The 25,916-nt window shown below is 37.5% G+C and carries 20 protein-coding genes; 12 read left to right on the top strand and 8 right to left on the bottom strand.

The features are described from left to right. Window positions 1–29 precede the first annotated feature (29 nt). The 5 genes from C8C85_RS16420 to C8C85_RS16400 form a co-directional block, all read right to left on the bottom strand. The gene (locus tag C8C85_RS16420) at window positions 30–473 is read right to left on the bottom strand and encodes a hypothetical protein (protein ID WP_111410157.1); all 444 of its coding nucleotides are present in this window, start codon (window positions 471–473) and stop codon (window positions 30–32) included. A 68-nt stretch (window positions 474–541) separates the two neighbouring features. Next, the gene (locus tag C8C85_RS16415) at window positions 542–1,993 is read right to left on the bottom strand and encodes a DUF3945 domain-containing protein (RefSeq protein WP_116798008.1); all 1,452 of its coding nucleotides are present in this window, start codon (window positions 1,991–1,993) and stop codon (window positions 542–544) included. Between the two features lie 83 nt (window positions 1,994–2,076). Beyond that, the gene (locus C8C85_RS16410; protein ID WP_111410155.1) at window positions 2,077–2,385 is read right to left on the bottom strand and encodes a helix-turn-helix domain-containing protein; all 309 of its coding nucleotides are present in this window, start codon (window positions 2,383–2,385) and stop codon (window positions 2,077–2,079) included. A gap of 500 nt (window positions 2,386–2,885) precedes the next feature. After that, window positions 2,886–3,776, bottom strand: a complete 891-nt coding sequence (locus C8C85_RS16405) for an RteC domain-containing protein (RefSeq protein ID WP_243412124.1) — start codon at window positions 3,774–3,776, stop codon at window positions 2,886–2,888. Next, window positions 3,751–6,180, bottom strand: coding sequence for an aminotransferase class I/II-fold pyridoxal phosphate-dependent enzyme (locus C8C85_RS16400; RefSeq protein WP_111410154.1), 2,430 nt, complete (start codon window positions 6,178–6,180; stop codon window positions 3,751–3,753). The genes C8C85_RS16405 and C8C85_RS16400 overlap by 26 nt, the downstream gene beginning before the upstream one ends. Before the next feature lie 221 nt (window positions 6,181–6,401). Between C8C85_RS16400 and C8C85_RS16395 the strand changes: the two genes are divergently transcribed. From C8C85_RS16395 to C8C85_RS16380, 4 genes are all read left to right on the top strand, one after another. Continuing rightward, window positions 6,402–6,785 (top strand): hypothetical protein, encoded by a 384-nt coding sequence (locus tag C8C85_RS16395; protein ID WP_111410153.1) that lies wholly within the window; start codon window positions 6,402–6,404, stop codon window positions 6,783–6,785. Window positions 6,786–6,824: 39 nt separating this feature from the next. Continuing rightward, window positions 6,825–7,745 carry a helix-turn-helix domain-containing protein gene (locus C8C85_RS16390; protein ID WP_111410152.1) on the top strand — a complete coding sequence of 307 codons (921 nt, stop codon included), beginning with the start codon at window positions 6,825–6,827 and terminating at the stop codon, window positions 7,743–7,745. A gap of 112 nt (window positions 7,746–7,857) precedes the next feature. Then, a complete protein-coding gene (locus tag C8C85_RS16385; RefSeq protein ID WP_124020636.1) occupies window positions 7,858–9,336 on the top strand; it encodes a MauE/DoxX family redox-associated membrane protein in 1,479 nt (492 codons plus the stop codon). Window positions 9,337–9,468: 132 nt separating this feature from the next. Further along, window positions 9,469–9,708 (top strand): hypothetical protein, encoded by a 240-nt coding sequence (locus C8C85_RS16380; RefSeq protein ID WP_124020635.1) that lies wholly within the window; start codon window positions 9,469–9,471, stop codon window positions 9,706–9,708. A gap of 71 nt (window positions 9,709–9,779) precedes the next feature. On the opposite strand, the gene C8C85_RS16375 is transcribed toward C8C85_RS16380, so the two are convergent. Genes C8C85_RS16375 through C8C85_RS16365 form a run of 3 tightly spaced genes read right to left on the bottom strand, consistent with a single transcriptional unit; the run spans window position 9,780 to window position 16,901 of the window. Then, entirely contained in the window at window positions 9,780–12,431 is a 2,652-nt protein-coding gene (locus tag C8C85_RS16375; protein WP_111410150.1) for an alpha/beta hydrolase family protein, read from the bottom strand. 7 nt (window positions 12,432–12,438) lie between these two features. Next, on the bottom strand, window positions 12,439–13,857 hold the full coding sequence (locus C8C85_RS16370) for a RagB/SusD family nutrient uptake outer membrane protein (RefSeq protein WP_111410149.1): 1,419 nt from the start codon (window positions 13,855–13,857) through the stop codon (window positions 12,439–12,441). A 17-nt stretch (window positions 13,858–13,874) separates the two neighbouring features. Next, window positions 13,875–16,901, bottom strand: coding sequence for a SusC/RagA family TonB-linked outer membrane protein (locus C8C85_RS16365; RefSeq protein WP_111410148.1), 3,027 nt, complete (start codon window positions 16,899–16,901; stop codon window positions 13,875–13,877). A 578-nt stretch (window positions 16,902–17,479) separates the two neighbouring features. Between C8C85_RS16365 and C8C85_RS16360 the strand changes: the two genes are divergently transcribed. The 8 genes from C8C85_RS16360 (at window position 17,480) to ilvA (ending at window position 25,855) form a co-directional block, all read left to right on the top strand. After that, on the top strand, window positions 17,480–17,701 hold the full coding sequence (locus C8C85_RS16360) for a helix-turn-helix domain-containing protein (RefSeq protein WP_111410147.1): 222 nt from the start codon (window positions 17,480–17,482) through the stop codon (window positions 17,699–17,701). A gap of 434 nt (window positions 17,702–18,135) precedes the next feature. Continuing rightward, window positions 18,136–18,330, top strand: a complete 195-nt coding sequence (locus C8C85_RS18500; RefSeq protein WP_124020634.1) for a hypothetical protein — start codon at window positions 18,136–18,138, stop codon at window positions 18,328–18,330. A gap of 399 nt (window positions 18,331–18,729) precedes the next feature. Beyond that, window positions 18,730–19,617: a branched-chain amino acid transaminase gene (locus tag C8C85_RS16355; RefSeq protein WP_111410146.1), complete on the top strand. Its 888-nt coding sequence runs from the start codon at window positions 18,730–18,732 to the stop codon at window positions 19,615–19,617. Then, window positions 19,617–21,293 (top strand): dihydroxy-acid dehydratase, encoded by a 1,677-nt coding sequence (gene ilvD, locus C8C85_RS16350; RefSeq protein ID WP_111410145.1) that lies wholly within the window; start codon window positions 19,617–19,619, stop codon window positions 21,291–21,293. Before C8C85_RS16355 ends, ilvD begins: the two co-directional genes overlap by 1 nt. A 7-nt stretch (window positions 21,294–21,300) precedes the next feature. Further along, the gene (ilvB, locus tag C8C85_RS16345) at window positions 21,301–23,001 is read left to right on the top strand and encodes a biosynthetic-type acetolactate synthase large subunit (protein ID WP_111410144.1); all 1,701 of its coding nucleotides are present in this window, start codon (window positions 21,301–21,303) and stop codon (window positions 22,999–23,001) included. A gap of 13 nt (window positions 23,002–23,014) precedes the next feature. Continuing rightward, entirely contained in the window at window positions 23,015–23,545 is a 531-nt protein-coding gene (gene ilvN / locus C8C85_RS16340; RefSeq protein ID WP_111410143.1) for an acetolactate synthase small subunit, read from the top strand. Between the two features lie 22 nt (window positions 23,546–23,567). Continuing rightward, entirely contained in the window at window positions 23,568–24,614 is a 1,047-nt protein-coding gene (gene ilvC, locus C8C85_RS16335) for a ketol-acid reductoisomerase (RefSeq protein ID WP_111410142.1), read from the top strand. Then, window positions 24,611–25,855 carry a threonine ammonia-lyase IlvA gene (gene ilvA, locus C8C85_RS16330; RefSeq protein WP_111410141.1) on the top strand — a complete coding sequence of 415 codons (1,245 nt, stop codon included), beginning with the start codon at window positions 24,611–24,613 and terminating at the stop codon, window positions 25,853–25,855. Before ilvC ends, ilvA begins: the two co-directional genes overlap by 4 nt. Window positions 25,856–25,916 lie beyond the last annotated feature (61 nt).

Raw genomic sequence — 25,916 nt, 5'->3', positions numbered from 1 at the left:
TACCTTTGGCATTTTTAAATTTCACGTGACTATATTTTTCTTCCACTTGATTTCATTGGTGTCTGTAGCTTTTCCTGTTCAGACAGCAATTGCTTTTGTAATTGTTCTGTCTGTAACTCATATTTCTTCAACAATAATCCACCTTCCTTGTAAGGATTATTGATAATAATTTGAATTTCCTTTGCTAATTCAACTGCTTTTGATTCTGGCACAATGAAAAGTTTATAACGTGTTGGATTATGCATATTTGCAAAAAAATCCATAAGAAAGTAGAGAAGAAAATTATCATTCTTATCAAACCTTTTAAACTCTCTATGATTTTCCTTTTTTACTTCTGCCGTTTCATATTCATCATATTTTCCAACTCCCTTCATTCCGAGTACTATCTTATCTACTTTATCCATATCTACTAATAATAGTAGATTAGAGTTTTTTTCCACAGATTGTTGTCCATCTATCATTAGTTTATTCATAATCAATGCTTTTTAAGTTTATTAAGTAACGCAGTCCAGAGTTTTTCGCAATGAATGTATTTAGGTAATTACATTTTACGCCCTTTGGATTTGGCAGGTGCTTGAGCTGCTTCTTGTTGTTCCTGCTGTTCCTTACTGTCGGGATTTTTTTGGCCTGATTTCAAAGGCTCTTTGATATTCTTGGTTGCTTCATTGGTTTTACCTTCTGAATTAACAGCTGTCTGTGTTTTGTATGCTTCGGTGGGCTTCGCCTGCTCTTTAACCTTATTCGGATTTTGAAAAGAGAAATCTGTTTTATTGGTTTCCTTGTTAAAGGTGATGTAACCATTATATTCCTTACCTTTCTTATCTACCAATCCGCTGACATAAACAGTTTGTCCGTCTTTGAATTTCTGATATTGCCCCTTATCCAGCTCTTTGTCCCTAAAGGTTTTCGGAACTTCCTGCGATTGGGCTTGCTGATTACCTTGCATCTGCTTATTGGAGTTACCCCTGTCAAACAGGAACTCTACAAAATGTTTATCAGCATTGAATTGTACGGTTGCATCAAACGCAGTTCCTTTTTTGGAAGTCATTCCTTCTATATAAAGTGGTTTGCCTTCCATTAGGATTTGCTTTTGTACATCATCTAGTTTCACGCCTTTGATCTCATCAGGGATTTTGATTTTGTCTGTTCGCAGTGCTACAAGCTCATTGGTAAGCCTGTCCACGCTGACAATGGATGGAATGCTCTCATTCGTTTTTGGATTGGTCAGATTGACTACACGACCCATATTGCCTGCCTGAAGCAGGTTGTCTTTATCTTCCTTAGTGAACTCGTGACCGAAAAAAGGAAAATTCAGGTTAGGTTCTTTGCGGATACCATGAATGGCAACCACAACCGCCCCTTCATCATTTTGTTGCAGAGACAGCCGTGCATCCATACGGGTAACAGCTGTGCCGAGATTAAGGCTTACAGGCACTAGCTCATTGGTTTTAAAACCTCTCAGTAAAGGATCAAGGAGGTTCATCTTTTCAAGTTTTTCTTTGTTCAGTCCGAGATTGTTCATTGTTTCCCAATCAATCTGTTCCGGTTTATAGCGGTACTCGCTTGTTTCCGATGTTGTCTGTTTTGTTTCCATACTATTTTTATTTTCTTGTTTATTATTTTTATCTAGTTCAGTTTTCACTTCGTGTTGCTTCATTAGTTGTTCTCCTTCAAATGTTGGATGATCTAACTGTTTTTGCATTTCTTTTGCCATATTAATAGCCAATGGTACAGGGACTTTGAAGAACGAGAAATTGGTAGGGTTCTTCAACTGGCTGAAGAAATTAGAGAAGAAGTTGGAAAAGAAATCACCCTGCTTATCAACCCGCATAAACTGGTTCTGGTTCTTCTTTGTAGGGTCAACGGTTTCCAGCTTGCCATTTTCATCGATTCCCTTTACAGCCTGAATTTTTTTTTTCTCTTTATCCAGTACCAGTAATATCTCGGATAATTGTTCGGGAGATTGCGGTTTATCTAAAGTTTGTTCGCTCATAATTTGAAATATTTAAGTTCGATATCGAAAGTAAAAGAACCTTCCACTGTTTTGTACTAAATGTCATTTATTTGCACTATTTGTCACCCATTGACTTTTACTTTGGGCATGGAAGCAGTAAAGCTTTCTCTGATGAACTGGTGCACATCTGAGAGCTTATAATAAATTTTTCCACTAATTGTATAATAGGGCAACTTGCCAGAAGAGCGGTAACGCTGAAGTGATCGTGCACTTATCTTCAACATCTGCAAAATATCCTGATTGTCCAGCAGCTCTTCTCCATCAATAATAGTACTTTGATTTTTAGCCCCGCTTACCAATTCCATAAGGATGTCGAACCTCTCGATTATTCGCTCCATCCAAGCCATAAATTCTATTCTATCAACATTCATAATCAATATTTTAGGTTCAATACGCAGTATGTAGCAATTCTTCCAGATACAGATACTGTTTAATATGCTTTTACAAAATTCAGTAGCTTTTGTTAGATTTTATCCCAATGGCTTTCGTAGTACTGAAAATTTTTAACATTTAAAATTCTTAAAGCCTTGGTTTTACTGAAAAATAATTCTCTAAAAAATGATGATTTCTTATTCGATTTAAAATATTCTCTTTTTAGGCCTCAATTATTTAAGTGATTCTGTCATGAAAAATGAGTGAACCACGAATCCCCTCCTAGATCGATACCGGTCAGTCTCATTTCCACAAAATTTAGTGGTAATTATTGGATTTTATCCCAATGGCTTTCGTAGTACGAAAAAAATTAACATTCAAAATCGGTAAAAACCTTATTTTTATAGAGAATTATTCTTTGATTAGTTCTAGCATAAAAAAAAGCAGTATATCCTTTTAAATATGGATTTACTGCTTGTGCGCTTTCGTAGTTACGACTTTACTCTTGGTCTTCTCTCGACATTTTTTGCTGTAAGTTTAGCGTTAATTCTTCTAGAAATTTTGTCTTACTGCTTTTACGGGCTTTGATTTCGGTATAGGTTTTATAGATGTTATCTAGTTTGATGTTAAAAAAATCTTCAAAAGATGCTGTTATCGTATTAATATCTGCAGCACCATGATTGATTGTCCCATTAGAAAACAATGCATAAATCAATTCTGTTAAAGCTGTTTTTGGCCCTGTCCATACCAATACTTTGTGTTTTTTTTCTTCAAATATTTCGGAATCATCGACTTTTAGTCTTTTTAGTGCTTGCCGGATGTAGTGAATGAATCGGTACATTGCCTTTACTTTTGCCCAAAGCATGTCTTGTGATGTTGAAAATTCGGGAAACTGGTAGTAATCTGTCATGGGGGTAAAAGGAAAATTATCCCGATGGTTTCTGGTAAAGAATTGATGGTCTAGGTAACAGTATCCTTGTTCCATATAATGCACAAAATCGGCATTTCTGTAAAAAAACTTATTGATTTTTCGCAGTTCTTTTTGGAGGAATTGGACCTTATAAGTGTTGCCCGCCTTAGGCATTCTTAATTCACAGGAGCGTACTTCGGTGAAATAAATCAATAAACTCATAGGAACGGGTTTGATATTTTTGAAAAAATCAATCTCCTCTGGAACAGTGTTGAAGTCATTTTTATCGACTATCTCTTTTAAGTTCGTTAATGTTTTATTACACAATACAATTCCATTGCAAGCCTTATTTTGCATTGTTTCGTTTGCCTCTAAAATTTCATTACAGACAGTATTAAATGATTCAATTGCTTTTTCAAACATCTTTTTAATATTAGTTGTCAATATGCCTTCGTCATTTTGCAATTGATTTGTAATCATTTTGCAAAGTATTCATAACTTCCATCGCGTAATTGTCTCTTGCCTGAACATAGGCTACTTTTGGAATTATTTGGGCTCCTAATTTTCTTTTTTCAAAGGAAGCTGATACTCCAAAATCTATTTTTTGAAACTGCAGTGCATTAGCTCTTTTTATGGTTTGAAATAACAGTTGCCTGTAGAGTTGGTATTCTTTAGCCCATTTATAGTCCATCCCTATTAATTCCGGGACATAGGTGTGATTATTATTTTTGTAGCAAAACATAACTCCTACAAATGGATTTTCATTATCTATTTTCAATGCTAATAATATGAACTCCCAGTTTGGACTTTCATTCATGTTTTCGAAAACTTCTTGAGAATATCGAAATGTATTGATAGCGTAATTATTGTCTTTTACATTGTTGTAGAGTTGGTATGCTCTTTCTATTTCTGATTTGCTCAATTTATCTTTTATTGTAACATCATAGTACTTTTCATAAGGTTCTATCTCTTTACTAAAATGTTTACGGGAACGCGGAGATAATGTTTCTGTAAACTCTTCGTAGGTATGCCAAACATGGTTTTGAACTACACAAGATTCAGGCATGTCTATTTTAAAATATCCTTGATCTACAATTGTTTTGTTGAAGCAATTGTCTTTTTCGAAATCTCTCAATACTAACATGTCGGCATTTAAGGCATTGTATTTTTCTTCTAATTTATCCAATAGTGCTTTCAATGCCTTTTCTGCTAAAGGATGTTCCTGATTGATGAAACAGTGTTTACCTTCAGTAAATAGAGTCCCCATATTCAATACTCTTGAAGTGAGGTATAAGGGATTGGTTTTTCTAATTTCTTCCAAATGGATGGAGACAGATTCAGTTGCCAACATATCGTCTTTCCAAAGGGCATAAGTAAAAAAGGTCATAAGTATTGTATCACCTTTATTATCTTTAATAGTGTAATAATAAAAATCCCATTGGTTTGTCGGGTCTGGATGCTGGCTGAATGCATTCTCTAAATAAACCAGTCCTTCCCAATCGAAAATATTTTGTTTTCCCATGTATTGATTCCATTCTGATTTTTCGATATCTTGAATGGTATTTTTTTCTTCAATAAAAAGTTGCTGATTATTTGAGTCGACAATCTTTTCTACTTTTTTACTGTCAATTCCAAAAGCCTGTCTGATTTTGTTTTCACTGTTGTTTGTTTCTTCCAACGCTTTAGGAAAATGGAATTCCAACGCTTCGGACAAGGCTGTAATGTCCTGTTGCTGATTGTGACTGGATAGCGTAATTCTAATTCCGGTATTCTTGATTGGTACGGCAGGATAAATCCCCAAATTTAGAAAAAATCCTTCCTTGAATAAACGTTTCGAAAAGTTATAAGCAGTTGCGGGTGTACCCATTCCTAAAAAGAAAACTGGTGAATCATTTTTTGAAATTATTGGAAGACTTCCTAATGTCAATAATTGATTGAAGTGGAAAATTTTATCCGCCAAATCTTTTTGTTTCAATTGTATTTCAGGAGATAAATGTATGTCTGCAGAGGCAATTGCTGCTGCAACTGACGCTGGTTCTAACTGAGCGGAAAAAGTTAAGGGTCCTCCAAAATTTTTGATTTTGTCTCTCAATTTTTGATTCTTGCAAAATAATGTTGCCCCACTGGCTCCAAAGGTTTTACTTAGTGTACTCACTACAATGCAATTTTCAGGTAATTCTTTGATAGCATCAAAAATAAAACCAGTACCGTTTTTGCCTTTCCAACTCATTCCATGAACATCATCAAAATAAAGATTTAGCTGTGTATATTTTTGAGTTAAAGCCAATAATTCAGGTATGGGTGCATAATCCCCAAACATGGAATATACTCCATCGGCCATATACCAAATTTTGTTGCATTTAGTACTTAGTTGTTTTATTTTATCTTCCAACATATCCAAATTGCTGTGTCTGATCATTTCTACCGGAATTCCTCGCAGTTTTAAAAGTTGACAAGCATTTTGCACACTCCAGTGGACCTGGTGATCTATTATTACTGCATCCTCATCTCTAATGAGCGTTGGGATAATAGCTAAATGCCCCAATGTACTGTTCTTGGTTATAATAGGTGGTATACCATACATTTGTTCGATTTTACTTTCCAATTCACTATATAATGGATGTGAAATATATGATTTTGAAAGAGGGAATTGTGTACCATAATTACGTATGGCTTGAATAGCAGCTTCTTTAAGTCTGTCGTCCTGTTCCAAACCCAGATATCCTGTTGTTCCGAAATGTAACATTTCCTTTCCCTTGATCTGGATTGTCCTGCCCGTTAAAACCTTGTCTTCTGCATATAAGTGCAGTATGCCTTCTTTCTTTGCTTCCGAAAAAACTTCATCCACAGTATCGATAAAGTTGTTGTGTTTGATTTTTGCCATTGGTTACTTCTTTTTTGGTGGTTTATTAAAATAGAGTCATAAATTTCATAAAAAAAATGAAAGTTATTTCAACTACTTCTTCAATACTCCCAAATTGACAAGTCAAATTCCCGAATTAACAACAAATACTACAAAAAGCAACAAATAATCCCAAATGAACAACTACCATTTTAATAAATGTTTATATTTTTGTTAAATTATAAAACTTTAATTCATAGAACATGATTGCAGCACATGATTTTTATGAGAATGATTTTGCGCGGTTTTGGATAACCGATGGTATTCTTTTTTTTGAATATAAGCCCAATACTATTATTGATCTTAAGGTAGCCCAGTGTGTTGTAACTGATAGAATTCATTTTCAAAATGAAAGGTCTTATCCTATTCTATGTGATATTCGAGGTATCGTTGCAACTGAGAAAGCTGGAAGAGATCATTTGGCACAATCGGGCTCCATATTGACAAAAGCAGTAGCGCTTATTGTACATGAAAAAGTTTCCTTAATTATTAGCACTTTTTATGTAGAGATTAGTAAGCCTTCTGTACCTACTCAAATTTTCACTAAAGAAGATGATGCTTTGGTTTATCTGAAAAGGTTTGTTTAGGATTTAGTTTATTAAAAGAAGAATTAAGAGTTGAATCTTATGAAAAAAGCATACAACGAAGAACGTATTGTTACCATTCATCAAATGCTATTTGAGATGGCACGTGGCAATTTTAACAGTCGCATTCCCTTAAGTTCCAATGATGAAGAATTGGAAACGCTTGTTGTTTTAATTAATATGGTTGCGGAAGAAATGAAAGAGTCGATTTTTAATGTCGGCTATGTTAATGCCCATAGAAAACTTCAATTTATAGCTCAAAGTACACTTGTTTTAGATGTCTCTTTTTCAATCAAGAGCTTTACTCCTGAAATTGCTTATTTTTTAGGTTATTCGGAATCCGAATTGATAGACCTGCCTTTGGCGGGCATTATTACTACAGTTTCTTTGCAACAACTTCATGATGTACTCGATGCAAATGTTTCATTGCCTACAACTATTGCTTTAGATTTTACACCTAATGAACATTTGCCTGTTTCTGTTTCCTGTACTATTGGAAGGTTAGTTAATAGTTCGGAAATTATATTAAATTTTGTTACTCCTGCACGTAAAGATTCTTATCGTCCTTTGATGTACGAAAATGAAAACGAGAAATATTTTAAAACTCGAAAAGCTGATGCACTATTGATTCAAAAACTTTATGACTATATATTGTCACACCTTGAAGAACCGCTTCCATCGCTAAAAGTGCTTTCATCTGAATTTGGTACTAATGAACATAAATTAAAAGATGGCTTTCGTCATTTTTTTAAGACCAGTATTTACCAGTTTTATAATGATGAGCGTTTGAAAAGAGCTTATTTTATGATTGAACACACTACGATACCTTTGAAAAATATATCGGTGATGAATGGCTTTAACGATTATCCCAATTTTTCAAAATCCTTTAAAAAACGATTTGGTTTTTCTCCATATGAAATAAAGCGAAATGAAACCGGTTCTACTTCTGTACCGGAAGATTAAATTTTAGCTTTTCAAACCTTATCCGTTTTGGACAAGTTTTGCTCCCAATAAGACAAGTGTTTTGGCTTTTGAATTCAGAATTTTGCTTTGTAGAACTAAAATCTATGAAGCTATGAGATTTAATATCAAAATACAGAACTTGTTTTTAGAGTTTACTTGTTTGCTCTATATTATACTTTTTGTCTATGCAGCAGTCAGTAAACTATTGGATTTTGAAAACTTTCAGGCTCAGTTGGGACAGTCTCCCCTTTTAAGTCCCTTTGCAGATTTTGTGTCTATTACAGTAATTGTTCTGGAACTGATTATAGCAGTTCTACTGAGTGTCCCTAGATTTAGATATTTTGCTTTATGTGCTGCAGTAGCCTTGATGAGTATGTTTACTACTTATATAGTTATCATACTGCACTTCAGTTATTTTATTCCCTGTTCATGCGGTGGTATTTTGGAAAAGTTAGGATGGAAAGAACATCTTATTTTTAATCTGGCATTCCTGTTTTTGGCAATATTCGCCATTTTATTGCGATCCATGAATAACCGCATTCTGATTCGACTATCCTTGTTAGTTTTAGGAAGCGTTTTGGTAATAACAGGATTATTTCTCTTCTCAGAAGATATTATGCAAAAGGAAAACCCTTTTATTAGACGCTTTCCACAGGCTACGGCTGCCAAAGTAGGCAGCATTGATTTAAGAAATACATCTTATTATGTTGCTGGTACTAATAAAAATAAAATTTATTTAGCCAATCGTTTGGCTCCTTTACAGATTCTTGAAATTGATTCCAATTTAAAAAGTAAAAAGAAGCATACTATACAACTTGACCGTGAGAATTTTAATTTTAAGGCAGTCGAGATTCGGATTAACGCTCCATATTTCTATGTAATTGATGGGACGGTTCCTGTCATTTACAGAGGTTTGATTTCCCACTGGAAAGCCAAAGTAATGATGGAAAAACAATTCTATTTTTCAGATATAGTCTTTATCAATGATAAGCAACTGGCTTTTCGAACCCAAAAACCTCCAACAGGAGAAAATATTCTGGGGATTGCCAACAACTATGAGAATCCAAAAATCAAATACAATCCACAGGTGTTGCAAAAACAGATGGAAGGAATTTTTGATACCGATGGTACACTACAATATAGCGCCACATTGCATAAACTGATTTACACTTACTACTATCGCAACCAATATATTATTACAAAGGAAAACCTAACCGTTGAGCATCGCGCCAATACCATTGACACTACTACTAAAGCAAAATTAGAAGTGGTAAAAATAAAACAATCCGGGGACATAAAATTGGCAGCACCACCGTATATGGTTAATCGTCACACAACAGTACGGGGTAACTTACTTTTCGTTAATTCCCTGTTACGAGGCAAATATGAAGAGATTGATGTGTGGAAGTATGCTTCTGTAGTTGACGTTTATGATTTGTCAAAACAGACTTATCTTTTGAGTTTTTACGTGTATGATGAAGAAGCGGGGCGAATGAAAAACTTTTTCGCTGGCGATTCAGCGATGTATATCCTTTCGGGACATTATATACTGAAATACGGATACGGGAAAAGAATCCAATCCAAAATTTAGTAAAGTATAAATATTATTGAAAGATACCGGCCGGTGACAGGAGTAACGATCGAAAACCTGTAGAAAAGAGTAGATCAAAATTCTATTAATTTAAATTTTAATATTATGAAAACAACCATTTTAAGAGCGTTTGTGCTGCCAATTGCAGCATTTGCTCTGGCCAGTGCTGGTGCAGTAAGTACTAACACTTCAGAAGTAAGTAAAGCCGATGTATTGATTCCGGCTTTTATTCACAATCCATCAGTGAACGACTGTCAGGAAGTTCCTGATGTTAACTGTGCTCCAGGTAATGGCCCTGCCTGTCTCAGCGGTGGTAATATCGCCTATGGTGGCAGTAAAACTTCTTGTAACCAACAATTGCACCGCAATTAGTAAAATCATTTTTCAATGAAGATAATGCAGTTTTTTTTTGAAAAACTGCATTATTTTTTTATGTTTATTCCCTATTCCGTTTCTTTTGATACTGCTTTAAATTCAGCTTCCCCTTTCATCCAATAATCAAACCATTCCATCATTCGCTGACTGAGATTCTTCTGGTTTTCTGGATTCTCTAGTGAATGGTCTTCGTCAGGATAAACGAGCATCTGGGTTGAAACTCCCAATTTTCGAAGCGCTAGATAAAAGGCAATGCTTTGATTCCACGGAATAATCCTGTCATTTTTACCTGCCCATAGCAACAGCGGGATTTTTACGTTTTCGGCGTGCATAATGGGTGAGTTGCTGACATATGCTTCCTTATCTTCATACAGCGATTTTCCAATGCGGAACTGCTGATTTTCAAATCGCCACATATCAGACTGAAAATAACCATTCCTGCTGATATTAAAGTAATAAGAAATGATGTCGCTCACTCCGGCTCCGGAAACGGCGGCTTTAAAAATATTGGTCTGCGATATGATGAAATTGGTTTCATAACCCCCGAAAGAATGCCCGAACAAACCGATCTTATCTTTATCCACCAATCCTTTGCCTGTAACCGCATTGACTCCGGCTGTTACACAATCAACGGCCGAACTTCCAGGATTACCCATCTGGTAGATGATATCGGGCATCAGCACAAAATAACCATTGAGCGTATAATTGGTTACATTAAAACCCTCCCGATTCAAGAAGCTGGGATTGACATACTGATGAAGTTCATCAGACATTACATCATAGATATGGACTACCATTGGATATTTTTTTGTTGGGTTATAATGGGCAGGATAGAACAGCGCCGCTTTTAGTTTTTGACCTTTACTATTGTAGTAATACAGTAATTCTGATTTCCCAAAAGAATACTCTTTTTGCTGTTTGTTGGACTGAAATAAAATTTTGGAAGCGGTCTGGTTTTTCCTTCTGAATTCCAATCGCGGCGACTGATTGAAAGTTTGAGTCTGGAAGATATAAGCACTGTTTTTACTCTTACGGATTTCATCTATTTTACTAGCTTCATATACTATGGGTTGTTCTTTCGATTTATCATTGTAAATAAAATATCCCGTTGACCAGTTTTCTCTATTGGTGGCTTCGAGCAGCAGGTCTTTGGATAGATCAAAAATGGTGGGGTTCCTTCCATCATAGTTACTCTGTGATCGCCAGTCATATTCAATGGGAGTTATCCTGTAAACTATGTTTTTCTCGTATCCTCTGGTTAATCGCTTGGAAGAAGAACCATCGATAGCCACCAGCCAGATATCATTGGCATCATACAATAAAACATTCTTTCCATCATTGGTCCAGCCCGGATTGCCATAGGCTCCAAATTGATGGGGAGCATCAGAAGTATTATAGTTGTCCCAGTGAGTTGTAACTTTTTTAGTCAGGTTGGTATGTGTTTTTTCCACAGGATCATACATCCACCAATTACTTTCCCGATAATACAGTATTCTGTTGCTGAAAGGATCAAAGCCCATCTGGTTCAAATCAACGGATTGCTTTTTCAGTATCAGCTCTTTGGAACCATTCTTTAGATCGGTTAGGTAAAAATCCGCTTCCTCATAATACTTGGATTGCAGGCCATAGGAAAATTTATTGTATAAAACAGCATACCCCTGTTGTCCGCTCAACATAATGGACGGCAGCTCGTCATCGCTGATCTGTAAATACAAACCCGTATCAGGATACCAGAGAGCTATTTTGGGAATATCACCCTCAGTCTGCTGCCGTTGTCTGTCTGCATAAAGCCATTTGTCGTTGCCGTGCCAAATTTCAGGCACATCCGGTTTTTCTGCATTAGGATCCTTCTTTTTGGCTACCATAAAAAATACTTTTTTTCCATCGTCGGAAATGGCATATGTGGTCCTTTTAAAAACTTCCATATTCTTTGAATCCGCTTTAGAGGCATAATCCAGTGAGAAGAGCTTTTTATCAGCAATTCTATAATAATTCACGGTAACTTCCTTAGTAGCTGAATCTGTCTCCCGTAAAAAAGCCACCGATTTAGAGTCCTTAGCCCACATCAAGTTAAAAAAGTGACTGCCGTTTGCTTTTGAAATAGCAGTATGTGAATAGCGAGCAAAATGAATAATCCCTAGCTCGCTATAATCCTTTTGACTCGAAGTATACATAATTGCATCCTTATCTGCATTTAACGCATATTCAGAGATACCTTCGATACTGTCAATTACCTTCCCGTTAGAGTTGCGTATCTGCATCAGGCATCTTTCACCGTATCCTTTATTCAGGGTGATTATATATTGGCCATCCTTTGCCAGCTCATACCGCTTAACATTATCATATACCGCAATTTTGCCTGTGGGCAGCTCCATTACTTTTAGTTTTGAATCGGGAGCTAGAAAAGCAAAGAGTTGTTCCCCTCCAAAACGACCGTCATTTCCTTTTGGGAAAACATAGCTTTTATTTTTAGCGATGTTCTGCACAAATAAAGTATCACTGTGGTTTTCGTAACGCATCGCATAACTTGCCCATTTCCCTTGGTCAGAAATGGCTTTTACTTCTAGTGTTCCCCATCTCTGGTAATCGTTCTCGGTTAATGCCTTCTTTCGTTGTACCTGCCCCATACAGGGACAGGACAGTAACAAAAGAAGTGTAGCCAATACTAAACTCAAAATTTCGAAGTCAATTTTTTTTCTTATTATTAGTATTGCTTTCATAATGATTTTAATATCCCGGGTTTTGTGGATTAAGATTTGGATTGGAATTCAATTCAAGAGCAGGTAATGGCCACAAACTATCAGTAGTATTCCATCCCGGTTTGGATACAGATAGTATTTCGTCCAGTTTTCCAGTTCGTTTTAAATCAAAAAAACGTTGCCCAAATTCAGTAAACAATTCAAAACGCCTCTGATTAAGAATATCGGTTTTAATATCCTCGGCTGTCACAGCATTTGTAGGGTTAAGTCCTGCCGTTGTTCTAATCCGATTTAGATCCTCCTTCGCCCCAATCAGATCGCCCTGATAAACTCTGGCCTCGGCTCGAATCAAATATAGTTCCGCTAAACGAAACACTATGGAATATTCCACTGAACTCGGGGTCGTCGATTGTTGTTTATATTTAGAGGCATGGTACCACGTGGAGACTCCATCAGTTACTTCGGTTGTCCAATGCGTTTTTCTCTGATCACCCTGCTCAAAAGCATTTACAAACTCCGGTTTAAGTCCCACGACCGGTGGTGGACCAGAAGTAAAAATGTACAGACTACCCTCTGCAGTATTACTGTCGGAGGTGTTAGGCATAAATTGCCAGATTGTAGTACTGCTTCCTTTTAGAAAGATTTTATCCAAATCCGTTTCCCAGCTATAGAGTGGATTATTAATCACAGAAGAGGCGGCATTGGATGCTTCAGGATACATTCCCATATACAAATAGACCCTTGCCAAAAGTGCTTTAGCAGTACTTCGGTTGGGAAGAATGCGCTCAGGCGAAACATAATCCTCTGATAGTAATTCAACAGCTTTGTTCAGGTCCATCAGAATTAGGCTGTAGATTTTATCGGCTGGCATTCTGGACACTTTGCTGTTCAGCAGATAATCCGTTGTGGTGATATAAGGAATATCGCCATAGAGATTTAACAGATAAAAATGAAGCAATGCCCTCACAAAGATAGCTTCCCCTTGCAACTGTTTTTTATTGGCTTCGGCAATGGATATGGAATTATCCAATCCTTCAAGAACTGCATTGGCGCTATAAATCTGGCTGTAACTCTTGTTCCAGATATCGTTTACACCTAGTTCACCAGGAAATAGCGAATTGGTATAAAAATTGCTTACGTCATATGCGTAGTAGTAGTCAAATTCATCGGCGTAGAGGCCAAGATTACAGGAAACACCATTTGAATTTCCATTTAACAAGCCGCCATCTCTCATTTTGGCATACAAACCCGCCATTGCGGCATTAGCAGTTCCTGCATCTTCGAACACGGTTTTGGCTGTCAGTTGTGAAGCAGGAAGATCCACTTCCACAAAGCTGTCGCAGCCAGCTAGTGTTAGACATACCGCTATAAGCAAACAACTATTAGCAGTCAATTCTTTAGCACTTTTATGAAGTAGCTTTTTAAAAATAATAAGTATATATATCATGGCTGTATGTATTAAGGTTAAAAAGTAAGCTGTACGCCAGCCGTGATTATTCTTAACGGAGGCAGGTAGGCAGTATATTTAAATTCGGGATCACCGCCTTTGTATGGGGTAAATGTTAACACATTCTGTCCCAGCAGTGAGATTTTGCAGTGCACCCCTTTGATGGCCTGTTGTGGCAAGTCATAACTTAGTGCAACATTTTTTAATCGAATAAAAGAGGCATCTACAATGGAGGCATTACTGTCCAGATAATTATAATAGGCATTTACGGCATCCCCATTTTCACCTGATGTATTCATTTGAAAGGGAACTTGATCGCCTGCATGTTGCCATGCATTGGTCATATCCGAATGCTGATTAAAGAAACTTCCTCCAGGAACGCTGGGACTGTAGTCATAATTTTTCTGTTTTACAAATTGAAAAAGAAAATCCAATTGCCAATTTCCATATTGAAACTGGTTTTCTAAACCTCCGAAATATTTTGGAGTGAGATCCTCAATATTTTTTTTGTCTTCCAAAGAAGTAATCATTCCATCTTTATTGATATCTTCCACTTCATAGAGTCCGGTTTGCGGATTGACCCCATTTAACTGATATGTCTTTACAATGCTTGTAGATTCTCCGATAACATAGCGATTAGAATAAGTAGATCCTTCGAGTCCCGGAAAAGAAAGCAGTTTGTTGTGGGAAGCCGAGATATTAAAGTTAGTTGTCCATTTAAAATTGCTACTTTCAAAATTTAAGGTTCGCAGTGTAAATTCCAGACCCATATTTTGGACGGTCGCGTTTAAATTGGCATTAATAGAGCTGAATCCAGTGGTGCCAGGCAAAGGAATTCCCACCAGCTGATTGGACGATCGATTTCGATACCAAGCCAGCGTAAAGAATATGCGATCACTTAGAAGCCCCATTTCCAATGCAGCTTCCAATTTTTTATTGATTTCCCAACTAAAATCCGGATTGTAGAGTCGTGTAGGATCCAAACCGATGGCACCATTATAGTTTAGACCAGAGGATGTATAAGTATCCAAATACTGATAATCCCCTATTTGATCACTGCCCGAACTCCCATAACTCGCTCTAAGCTTTCCAAAACTAAAAACGGTGTTTTCCTTGAGGAAATTTTCCTTCGAGAACAGCCATGCGGCTCCCACAGCTCCAAAAGCGGCAAACTGCTTACCTGGACCAAATCGGCTGGAGCCGTCCCTTCTTCCTGTTATATTCACAATGTATTTTTGATCCCAATTGTAATTGAGCCGCCCAAAAAAGGCTTGATATTTATACAGAGTTTCATCGCTTACATAAATGGATTTTTGCGTGGCAGAAGCTATATCTGTAATCTGGCTGTTGCTGGCAAAACCATATCCGAACTGGTACAGCCTTGAAGAAGTTTGCTGCTGCGCAGTACCCCCCACCAGTATGTCAATTTTACTTATTCCAAAATCATGGTTCCAGCGGAGTTGTGGTTCCACAATCCATGATTTTCTTTGAGTATTGTTGGAAAACATCGATGAGCGGTTACTTCCCAATCCATAGGCAGGATCATACATCGTCGAAGGCAATAGTCGCTGTTCTGCATTCTTTAAATCCGTTAAGCCTAAGTTAGCCTTGAGTTCCCAACTGGGGGATATTTGATAGCTAAGTACGGTATTGGCAATAAGATCATTTGTTTTTGCAGTGGTGATGGCGCGAAGTGCTGCCAATGGATTTCTAAAGGTACTGTTTTCAAAATTCAGGTTACCGTCGGCATCATATAAAACGGGGGCATTTGGAGCCAGATTTCGTGCAGTGCGGCTAATATCGGTTTCAGGCTGTACATTGTCTTGGGCGGTATAGCCTGTTGAAAAAGTGAGTTTAAACTTTTTATCTTCACTCCTATGGTTCATGCTAAAATGGACAGCCGCTTTATCGTACTCAAAATCTCCCGGGAGTACCGTTGTTTCAGTGTGATACGTACCACTCAACAGGTATTGAGTTAAATCGGAACCGCCCGATACAGACGCCTGCATATTGGTAATTACCGCAGTTCCGCCCAAAAGTTCTTTCTGCCAATCGGTATAACGGTTTTGATCCCAGGTTCCATTAATGTCATACGCCCAATCGGGATATGTAGTAACACCATCATTGGCAAAACCCTGTCTTCTCATTTCCAGATACTGCTGGGTATCCATCAGGTCTATCATTTTGGTAACTTTTCCAATTCCTGAGGAGGCAGAAACTGTTACATTGGTTTTTCCTGCCTTACCTTTTTTGGTGGTAATCAGTACCACACCATTGGCACCGCGTGAACCGTAGATAGCCGTTGCATCGGCATCTTTGAGGACTTCTATGCTCTCAATATCGTTGGGATTAATACTGTTTAACGGACTGGTGGGTGTAGGTATTCCACTAGTAGTATTGCTGTATCCGATGACTTCCGACGAATACGGCACGCCATCAATAATATACAGTGGCTCATTGCCTTCTTCACGAAGACTGTTGAGTCCTCGTATCTTTATTTGAAACCCACCGCCGGGAGTTCCTGTGTCTTGCGTGATATCTACTCCCGCCATACGCCCCTGCATCGTGGCCAATACATTGGTAACAGGTTGTTTCTCGATGTCTTTGGTAGTTATTTTGGAAATGCTACCAGTTCGTTCGCTGTTCTTTACCGAATAATATCCCGCATTAATCTTCACCTCCTGAAGTTTGGTCGTGTTTTCCTGTAAGCTGATGTTGATTGTGGTTCGCCCTTGCACGGAAACCTGTTGTGTTCGGTATCCGATATACGAAAAAACTAAAATGTCTTGTGGTGAGGCAGAAAGGGTGTAATGACCATTATAATCCGTTACGGTGGCAATTGATTTCCCTTTTATCGAAATGCTTACACCAGCTAAAGGATTGCCACCATCTGTGACAGTTCCCTGAACTTGAAACTGTTGAGCAGTTCTTAGATTATGGCGTAGTGAATTTTTGGCTTGTATAGGGGAAAAAGACAGGATGTTACCCATTAAAAACAGGAAACAAAAAGCCCTTCCACCCATAGATAATGAAAAATTATTCATAATATTGGGTTGGTTAAGTGAAACGTTAGTTAATTTAGCTACGGTCCTCTAGTCTAGTTTTGCCGACGAGTTAGAGGGCCATTTTTTTTGTAATGCCACTAAGGCACAAAGTTTTTTTTGTGTTTTTTTTAATTCATTGGCAATTTTTTAAAAGATTTTTAAACAGGAAAGCCTACTGCCGTTGCCTGTTGCAGCCAGACGCTGGCAGTGCCTTTCCCAACTAATTCATTATAAATAATGGTATTGCGAAACTTAAAAAAGGAAGCTGTGCTAAGAATTGAAGTTGAGTTTTGCCTAAATAATGGACAAAAAAATGGCATGGAACTCAGCTTACTGCCCTTGAGGTACTGGTATACCGTGCAACAATAAGTGAGCCCACGCCATGGGGCGTGAGCATCATACTTATTATCTAGTTGCAAAAATTACCAGTTTTCAAGAGCTAGATTCTAAGCGAATGCTTCAAATATTTTAATATGAAGAATCGCAAATATAAAAATTCAAAACAAATATAAGAATTTTTTTTTACAATCGGATAGCTGTCCGATTAATTTTAATTATTACTATGTTAATTTGTTACTATGAGTGATTTAAATAGGAAAATATGTGACTATATAGCAACTGAGTGGATTGGAGATATTCAACCTAAAACGGAGTTTGCTTTAAATCATAATATTGACGAAAAAACTGCTCGAAGAATTTCTAATGATAAAAACTACACAATAACTCTTTATACTTTAAATAAAATTTGTGTATCTAGAAATGTAAAACTTTCAGAGTTTTTTAAATTGATAGATAAATAAAGATAAATAACCAAAAATAAGATTTGACCTAAATCCAATACCACCAAGAAGATGCTTTACAGCATCTTTTTTTGTTTTATGACAATGACTTGTCAATTTGGGAGTAAAAGTTGTTAATTCAGGAGTATTTGAATTTAGCCTACATTATTACTGGAGTTGCCGTTTTATCTTTGAGGGATGAAATGGTATGAAATAGTAGGGTTTATTGTATTATGGTTTATAGGGAATTTACGTAAAAGGCAGGTTTTATGAGAGATTGAAGAATAGAGGTTATAATGTAAGCTGGAGGAATTGGAAATAAGGAGATGCTGTGATGGCGTCTTTTTTATTTTATGATAATAGTAATGCAAGAAAAGATAGTGAATAATTGAATCTATTTTGTAAGTTTGATTTTGTATAAAAAAACACGCAAAACCTTCGCTAATCCACTCAATATGGAGATGTATATACGAAGTATTGTTTCGTGTATATACAAGTTAGGTGCAACCCTAAAAGAAGACTCAACCGACAACAAACCGACAGACAAAATGCCAACGCTTCGCAAAATTAAAAGAGCTGTTTCCCCAACCATAAGCCTACACAAAACAGCACATTTTATTTTGCCCAACCTCACCCACACCTATATCTGACTTCAGAATTTTAACGACTTTCAAAAAAGGTATAAAAAATTTGCAAATCAAAAAAAAACACTTAAATTTGCACCTGAAAACAGAAAAAAATGTACAATTCAATTATTATTTCTTCTATTATTATTGCGGATGTGATTTCACATATTGGGGAGGAATAATTTTGATATAATCTAAAAGATATATTTGAAAGCCTCCCGAGAAATCAGGAGGCTTTTTTTATTGACATTAAACTAAAAAGAACAAAATGAAATCATATAACAACACTATTATTATCAGCATTATTATTAGCTCGCCACCGTGAGAGATGCTGCTTTATGCCAAATTGTAAGCCTTTCTCATTTCGGGAAAGGCTTTTTTTATTCCCAAAAATCAATTATCAACTCAATAAAAAATATAAATATGTATTCAAACAGCGAAACAGTCCTTTTTTTGGACGGAAAATTTGTAAAGGCTAACGAATCTACAACCGATTTGTACAGTCAAACGCTTCATTATGGCTACGGTGCATTTGAAGGTATTCGTTCTTATGAAACCAAAAATGGAACTAAAGTATTTAAAGCCGAAGAACATTATGAACGCTTGAAAAAATCCTGCGAATTGGTAAAAATCCCTTTCGATTACACTGTTCAAGAATTAGTCCTAGCTACTTACGAGTTACTGGAAAAAAACAATTTAAAAAATGCTTACATCCGACCATTGGTGTATTGTGGACAAAATATGAGTTTGTCAAAACCTACCAGCGTTTCGGTGATGATTGCCGCTTGGGACTGGGGAGCGTATTTGGGAGAAAAATTACTACGATTAACGGTTTCCTCCTATTGCCGTCCACATCCAAAATCCATCCACATTGAAGCGAAAGTCTGCGGTCATTATGTCAATTCGATTTTGGCAACCAACGAAGCAAAAGACAATGGATTCGACGAAGCCTTTCTTTTGGATAGCGATGGATTTTTAGCCGAAGGTCCGGGTGCGAATTTGTTCTTTGAAAAAGACGGAAAATTATTCACGCCTCAATTAGGAAACATCCTTCCGGGCATCACCAGAGCCACTGTTTTGGAGTTAGCCGAGCAATTAGGTCTGGAACTGCATCAAGGAAAATTTACCAGAAAAGATCTTTTTCAAGCTGATAGTGCCTTTTACTGCGGAACGGCTGCCGAGGTAGTGGGTATATTATCGGTGGACACTTATCAATTTCCAAAAAAATGGAATGATTCCTTAGGTAAAAAACTTCAAGATGCTTATTCACTTTTGGTACGAGAACCTTTAAAACAGCTCAATTTAAACTAATGAAAACACTCAACAAATACAGTAGAACCATCACACAAGATGAAACCCAACCTGCAGCACAAGCCATGCTTTATGGAATAGGTTTAACCGAAGACGATTTGCAAAAAGCACAAGTGGGAATTGTGAGTATGGGCTACGAAGGAAATCCCTGCAACATGCACCTCAACGATTTGGCTAAAGAAGTAAAAGCTGGTGTGCAACAAGAGGATTTAGTAGGATTGATATTTAACACCATTGGTGTGAGTGACGGTATATCAAACGGAACTGACGGTATGCGTTTTTCTTTGGTTTCCAGAGATGTGATTGCCGATTCCATAGAAACGGTGGTGAGTGCCCAATGGTACGATGCAGTATTGGCGGTAGTAGGTTGCGATAAAAATATGCCTGGTTCTATCATCGCCATGGGAAGATTAAATCGTCCTGCAATCATGGTTTATGGCGGAACGATCCATTCTGGAAAATGGAAAGGAGAATCGCTCAATATCGTTTCAGCTTTTGAAGCTTTAGGTAAAAAATTCAGCAACACCATTTCCGATGAAGATTACAAAGGTATAATCAAAAACGCTTGTCCTGGCGCGGGTGCTTGTGGCGGTATGTACACAGCAAATACGATGGCTTCGGCTATTGAAGCTTTGGGAATGAGTTTACCTTACAGTTCATCCAATCCTGCGTTGAGCAGCAATAAAAAAATGGAATGTTTTGATACAGGAAAAGCCATCAAAGTGTTGTTGGCAAAAGATATTAAACCCAAAGACATCATGACCCGAAAAGCCTTTGAAAATGCCATGACCATGGTAACGGTTTTGGGCGGCTCTACCAATGCCGTAATGCACCTGATAGCTATGGCACATTCGGTGGATTTGGAATTGACTTTGGATGATTTCCAAAAGGTAAGTAACCGTGTTCCAGTGTTAGCAGATTTAAAACCGAGTGGAAAATACCTCATGGAAGATTTGCACGAAGCAGGTGGTGTTCCAGCAGTAATGAAATATTTATTGAAACACAACTTATTACATAGAGATTGTTTAACTGTTACAGGAAAAACAATTGTTGAAAATTTGGAAGCTGTGGAAGATTTAACCGAAGGTCAGGAAGTATTTCTTCCATTGGAAAATCCAGTGAAAGCAAATGGACATCTGCAAATGCTCTACGGAAATTTAGCTACCGAGGGAAGTGTAGCTAAAATAAGTGGCAAAGAGGGCGATTATTTTGAAGGAACAGCCAAAGTATTTGACGATGAATATGCAGTGATTGATGGTGTGAGAAACGGAGAAGTAAAACCCGGTAATGTGGTAGTAATCCGTTATTGCGGACCAAAAGGCGGACCGGGAATGCCCGAAATGCTAAAACCTACTTCCGCCATTATGGGTGCAGGATTGGGAAATTCAGTGGCTTTAATTACCGACGGTAGATTTTCGGGTGGAACGCATGGTTTTGTGGTAGGACACATCACTCCGGAAGCTTTTGTAGGTGGAACAATTGCCTTGGTAAATGATGGAGATTTAATTGCGATTGACACAAAAAATAATACGATCAATTTAAAAGTATCTGAACAGGAATTGGAAAAACGAAAAGCAGAATGGAAACAACCTCCATTGAAAGCAAGTAAAGGGGTTTTGTACAAATATGCACAATGCGTTTCGAGTGCTTCATTGGGGTGTGTAACCGATAAATAATTAAAAAATGAAAACAACGGAATTAAAAATAACAGGTGCAGAAGCGGTGATACAAAGCCTGAAAGCTGAAGGAGTAAAAACGATATTTGGTTATCCAGGCGGTGCTATCATGCCAATTTATGATGCCTTATTTCATCATCTTGAAGAAGTAAATCACATCTTGACACGACACGAGCAAGGTGCTGTACACGCAGCTCAAGGCTATGCCAGAACCTCAGGGAAAACAGGGGTTGTATTTGCTACGTCGGGCCCTGGAGCTACCAATTTAATTACAGGTTTAGCCGATGCTTTAATCGATTCTACACCACTGGTTTGCATCACCGGACAAGTGGCTTCTCACCTCTTGGGAACGGATGCTTTTCAGGAAACCGATGTCATGGGTATTTCGATGCCAGTAACCAAATGGAATTTTCAGGTAACTAAAGCAGAAGACATAGCAACAACATTGGCGAAAGCATTTTACATTGCCTCATCCGGTCGTCCTGGTCCAGTACTCGTGGACATCACCAAAGATGCTCAGTTTGAAGCGATTGAGTTTTCTTATCAGAAATGTAACTCTGTCAGAAGTTATCAGCCAAGGCCAAAATTGAATGAAGAACAAGTGCAAGTTGCTGCAAATTTACTGAACGAGGCAAAAAAACCTTTGATGATTGTCGGACAAGGAATTATGCTTTCCAATGCGGAAGAAGAACTATTGGATTTTGTTGAAAAAACGGGTATTCCGGTGGCTTCTACGCTTTTGGGATTAGGAGCTTTTCCAAGTCATCACCCTTTATTTGTTGGAATGGTAGGCATGCATGGCAATTATGCACCCAATGTAAAAACCAATGAGTGCGATGTGTTGCTTGCCGTGGGAATGCGTTTTGACGACCGTGTTACAGGTGATGTTTCCCGGTATGCAACACAAGCAAAAGTGGTTCATGTTGATATAGACACTGCCGAAATCAATAAAATCATAAAAGCCGATGCTCCTGTTGTAGCCGATGCCAAAGAAGCACTAACCGTTTTAACGGATTTGGTAGAAAAACAAAATCATCAACAATGGTTGGATGAATTTCATCAGGCTAAGCAAAATGAATTGAAGGTACTTTCAGAAAATAGAGAAAAAGAATTTTCAGATGAACTTAGAATGGATTTGGTGATCGATTTACTTTCTCAAAAAACCAAGGGCAATGCAATCGTTGTAACCGATGTGGGGCAACACCAAATGATGGCGGCACAGTTCTATCAGTATAACCAAACCAAAAGCAATGTTACTTCTGGTGGATTGGGAACGATGGGCTTTGCGCTACCGGCAGCAATTGGAGCGAAAATGGCTAATCCCGAAAAACAAGTGGTGGCCATTATTGGCGATGGTGGTTTCCAAATGACTTTGCAGGAATTGGGAACGATGATGCAAAATAACATTGGCGTTAAAATCATTATTTTGAACAATGGCTACTTGGGAATGGTGCGGCAATGGCAACAAATGTTCTTTGAAAAAAGATATTCGTTTACCGACATACAAAGTCCTGATTTCGTTGCATTAGCAGCCTCTTACAATATCAAAGGTCAAAAAGTTGAAAGACAGGAGGAGTTGAACAACGCATTAGACCAACTTTTAAACACAGAAAATGCGTACCTGTTGGAAGTGAAAGTGGCTAGAGAAGACAATGTATTCCCAATGATTCCCACAGGAGCTTCGGTAGCTGAAATACGATTGCAATAATTAAAAATAAAAAATGAAAACAATTGACACAACATTTACCGTATCCATATTTACGGAAAATACAATCGGAATGCTCAACCGCATCACCATCATATTTACAAGACGACATTTGAATATTGACAGCATCACAGCTTCTGAAACAGAGGTTAAAAATGTGCATCGTTACACTATCGTTTTGAGAACAAACAGAGAACAAATAGATAAAGTTGTTGGGCAAATCGATAAATTAATTGATGTTCTGAAAGCCTTTGTACATGAAGATAATGAAGTAGTACATCAGGAAATTGCGCTATATAAAATCAAAACAACAGAACTTAAATCTAACAATGTAGAGCAAGTGGTTAGAGAAAATAGTGCCAAAGTTCTCACCGTAGATCCCGACTTTATCGTCATTGAAAAAACAGGGCACAAAGAAGAAATACAAGTTTTGTTTGAAAAACTGAAAACATTTGGCATTCTGGAATTTGCCCGTTCAGGTCGAGTGGCAGTTACCAAACCTATGAAAGACTTAACTTCTTATTTAAAAGAATTTGAAAAAAAATAATAAACAAATAATACAATAAAAAATGGCACAATTAAATTTTGGCGGCGTAATGGAAAATGTCGTAACACGAGAAGAGTTTTCATTAGAGAAAGCAAGAGAAATATTAAAAAACGAAACTGTTGCAGTCATTGGATACGGCGTGCAAGGTCCGGGACAAGCCTTAAATTTGAAAGATAATGGCGTAAAAGTAATTGTAGGACAACGAAAAGGGACAAAGAGTTGGGACAAAGCACTTGCTGATGGTTGGGTAGAAAATGAAACCCTTTTCGAAGTGGAAACCGCTTGCGAAAAAGGCACTTTACTCATGAATTTATTATCAGATGCAGGGCAAATACAAGCATGGGAAACGATGAAAAAAAATTTGACAACAGGAAAAGCCCTGTATTTTTCACATGGTTTTGGCGTTACTTTTCATGAAAAAACAGGTATCGTGCCACCTAAAGATGTAGATGTGTTTTTGGTGGCTCCCAAAGGTTCGGGAACTTCGTTAAGAACCTTATTTTTAAAAGGGCAGGGTTTAAATTCCAGTTATGCCGTTTTTCAAAATGCAACCGGAAAAGCTGAAGAAAAAGCATTGGCATTAGGCATCGCTATCGGTTCTGGCTATTTGTTTGAAACCACATTTCAAAAAGAAGTGTACAGCGATTTGACTGGCGAACGAGGCGTTTTGATGGGAGCTATCGCAGGTATTTTTGAAGCACAATACAATGTGCTTCGTCAGCGAGGACATTCGCCAAGTGAAGCGTTTAACGAAACCGTAGAAGAATTGACCCAAAGTTTAATGCCTTTGGTAGCTGAAAACGGAATGGATTGGATGTTTGCCAATTGCAGTACCACTGCACAACGAGGAGCATTGGATTGGAAAGGTAAATTTAGAGAAGCTACCACGCCTGTTTTTAATGAACTGTATGATGACGTGCTTTCAGGTAAAGAAGCAGCCATCGTTATCGAAGCCAACAGCAAGCCTGATTACAGAGAAAAACTCAACGCAGAACTTAAAGAAATACAACAAAGTGAGTTGTGGCAAACTGGAATGCAAGTACGAAAATTAAGACCTCAAACCAAATGATACATTTAGCACAAATACAAAAGGCAGCCGAAAATCTGAAAGGTGTGGCGGTGCATACGCCTCTTGTAAAAAACGAAAACCTGAGCGAGCGATTTGCTGCTCAGGTTTATTTGAAACGGGAAGATTTACAACCTGTACGATCCTATAAATTGCGTGGTGCGTATCATAAAATCAGTTCGCTTTCCGAAAATGATATAAAACTAGGCGTGGTATGTGCAAGTGCCGGAAATCACGCTCAGGGAGTGGCTTTTGCGTGTAGAAAACTGAACATAAAAGCCGTTATTTATATGCCTATTACTACGCCTGCACAAAAAATAAAGCAGGTAAAACTCTTTGGAAAAGAAAATGTAGAGGTTGTGTTGAAAGGTGATACTTTTGACGATGCCTTCAATGAAGCCCTTCTTTTCAGCCAGAAGAATAAGGCGGTTTTCGTTCATCCGTTTGATGATGAATTGGTTATTTCCGGACAAGGAACTGTAGGATTGGAAATTGTGGAAGACAGCAAATGTAAGATTGATTTTTTATTCTTTCCAATTGGTGGTGGCGGTTTGGCTGCAGGAGTCGTTTCGGTTTTTAAACAATTGAGTCCAGAAACTAAACTTATCGGCGTAGAACCACAAGGAGCAGCCTCTATGAAAACATCGTTGGAAAACGGTAAAAATACTGCATTGACGGACATTGATAAATTTGTAGATGGAGCAGCCGTAAAACGAGTGGGCGACAAAACATTTGAAATCTGTAAAAACTCTTTAGATGATATCGTTTTAGCCCCCGAAGGGAAAGTTTGCACCACAATTTTGCAATTGTACAACGAAGAAGCCATTGTTGTAGAACCAGCCGGTGCATTGAGTATTGCAGCGTTGGATTCGTATAAAGACCAAATCAAAGGTAAAAATGTGGTGTGCATTGTTAGCGGAAGCAACAATGACATCACAAGAATGGAAGAAATAAAAGAGCGATCCTTGATGTTTGAAGGATTGAAGCATTATTTCATCATTAACTTTCCACAACGACCAGGAGCATTAAAAGAATTTGTAAATGATGTTTTAGGAGAAAATGATGATATTACCTATTTCCAGTTTACCAAAAAAAATAATAGAGAAGAAGGCCCAGCGGTAGTTGGAGTAGAATTAAAACACAGCTCAGATTTAGATAGTATGGAACAAAAAATGAAAACTAAAAAAATAAATTATCAGCATCTGAACGAGCAGAAAGAATTGTTTACGCATTTGATATTTTAAACTATCTTGTACAATATGAGTTGTAAAAATCAAACAATAGTTCATTAATTTTAGCCAACGC

The organism is Flavobacterium sp. 103 (assembly GCF_003096795.1).
Classification (GTDB): Bacteria; Bacteroidota; Bacteroidia; order Flavobacteriales; family Flavobacteriaceae; genus Flavobacterium.
This window is presented reverse-complemented; position numbering and strand designations above follow the sequence as displayed.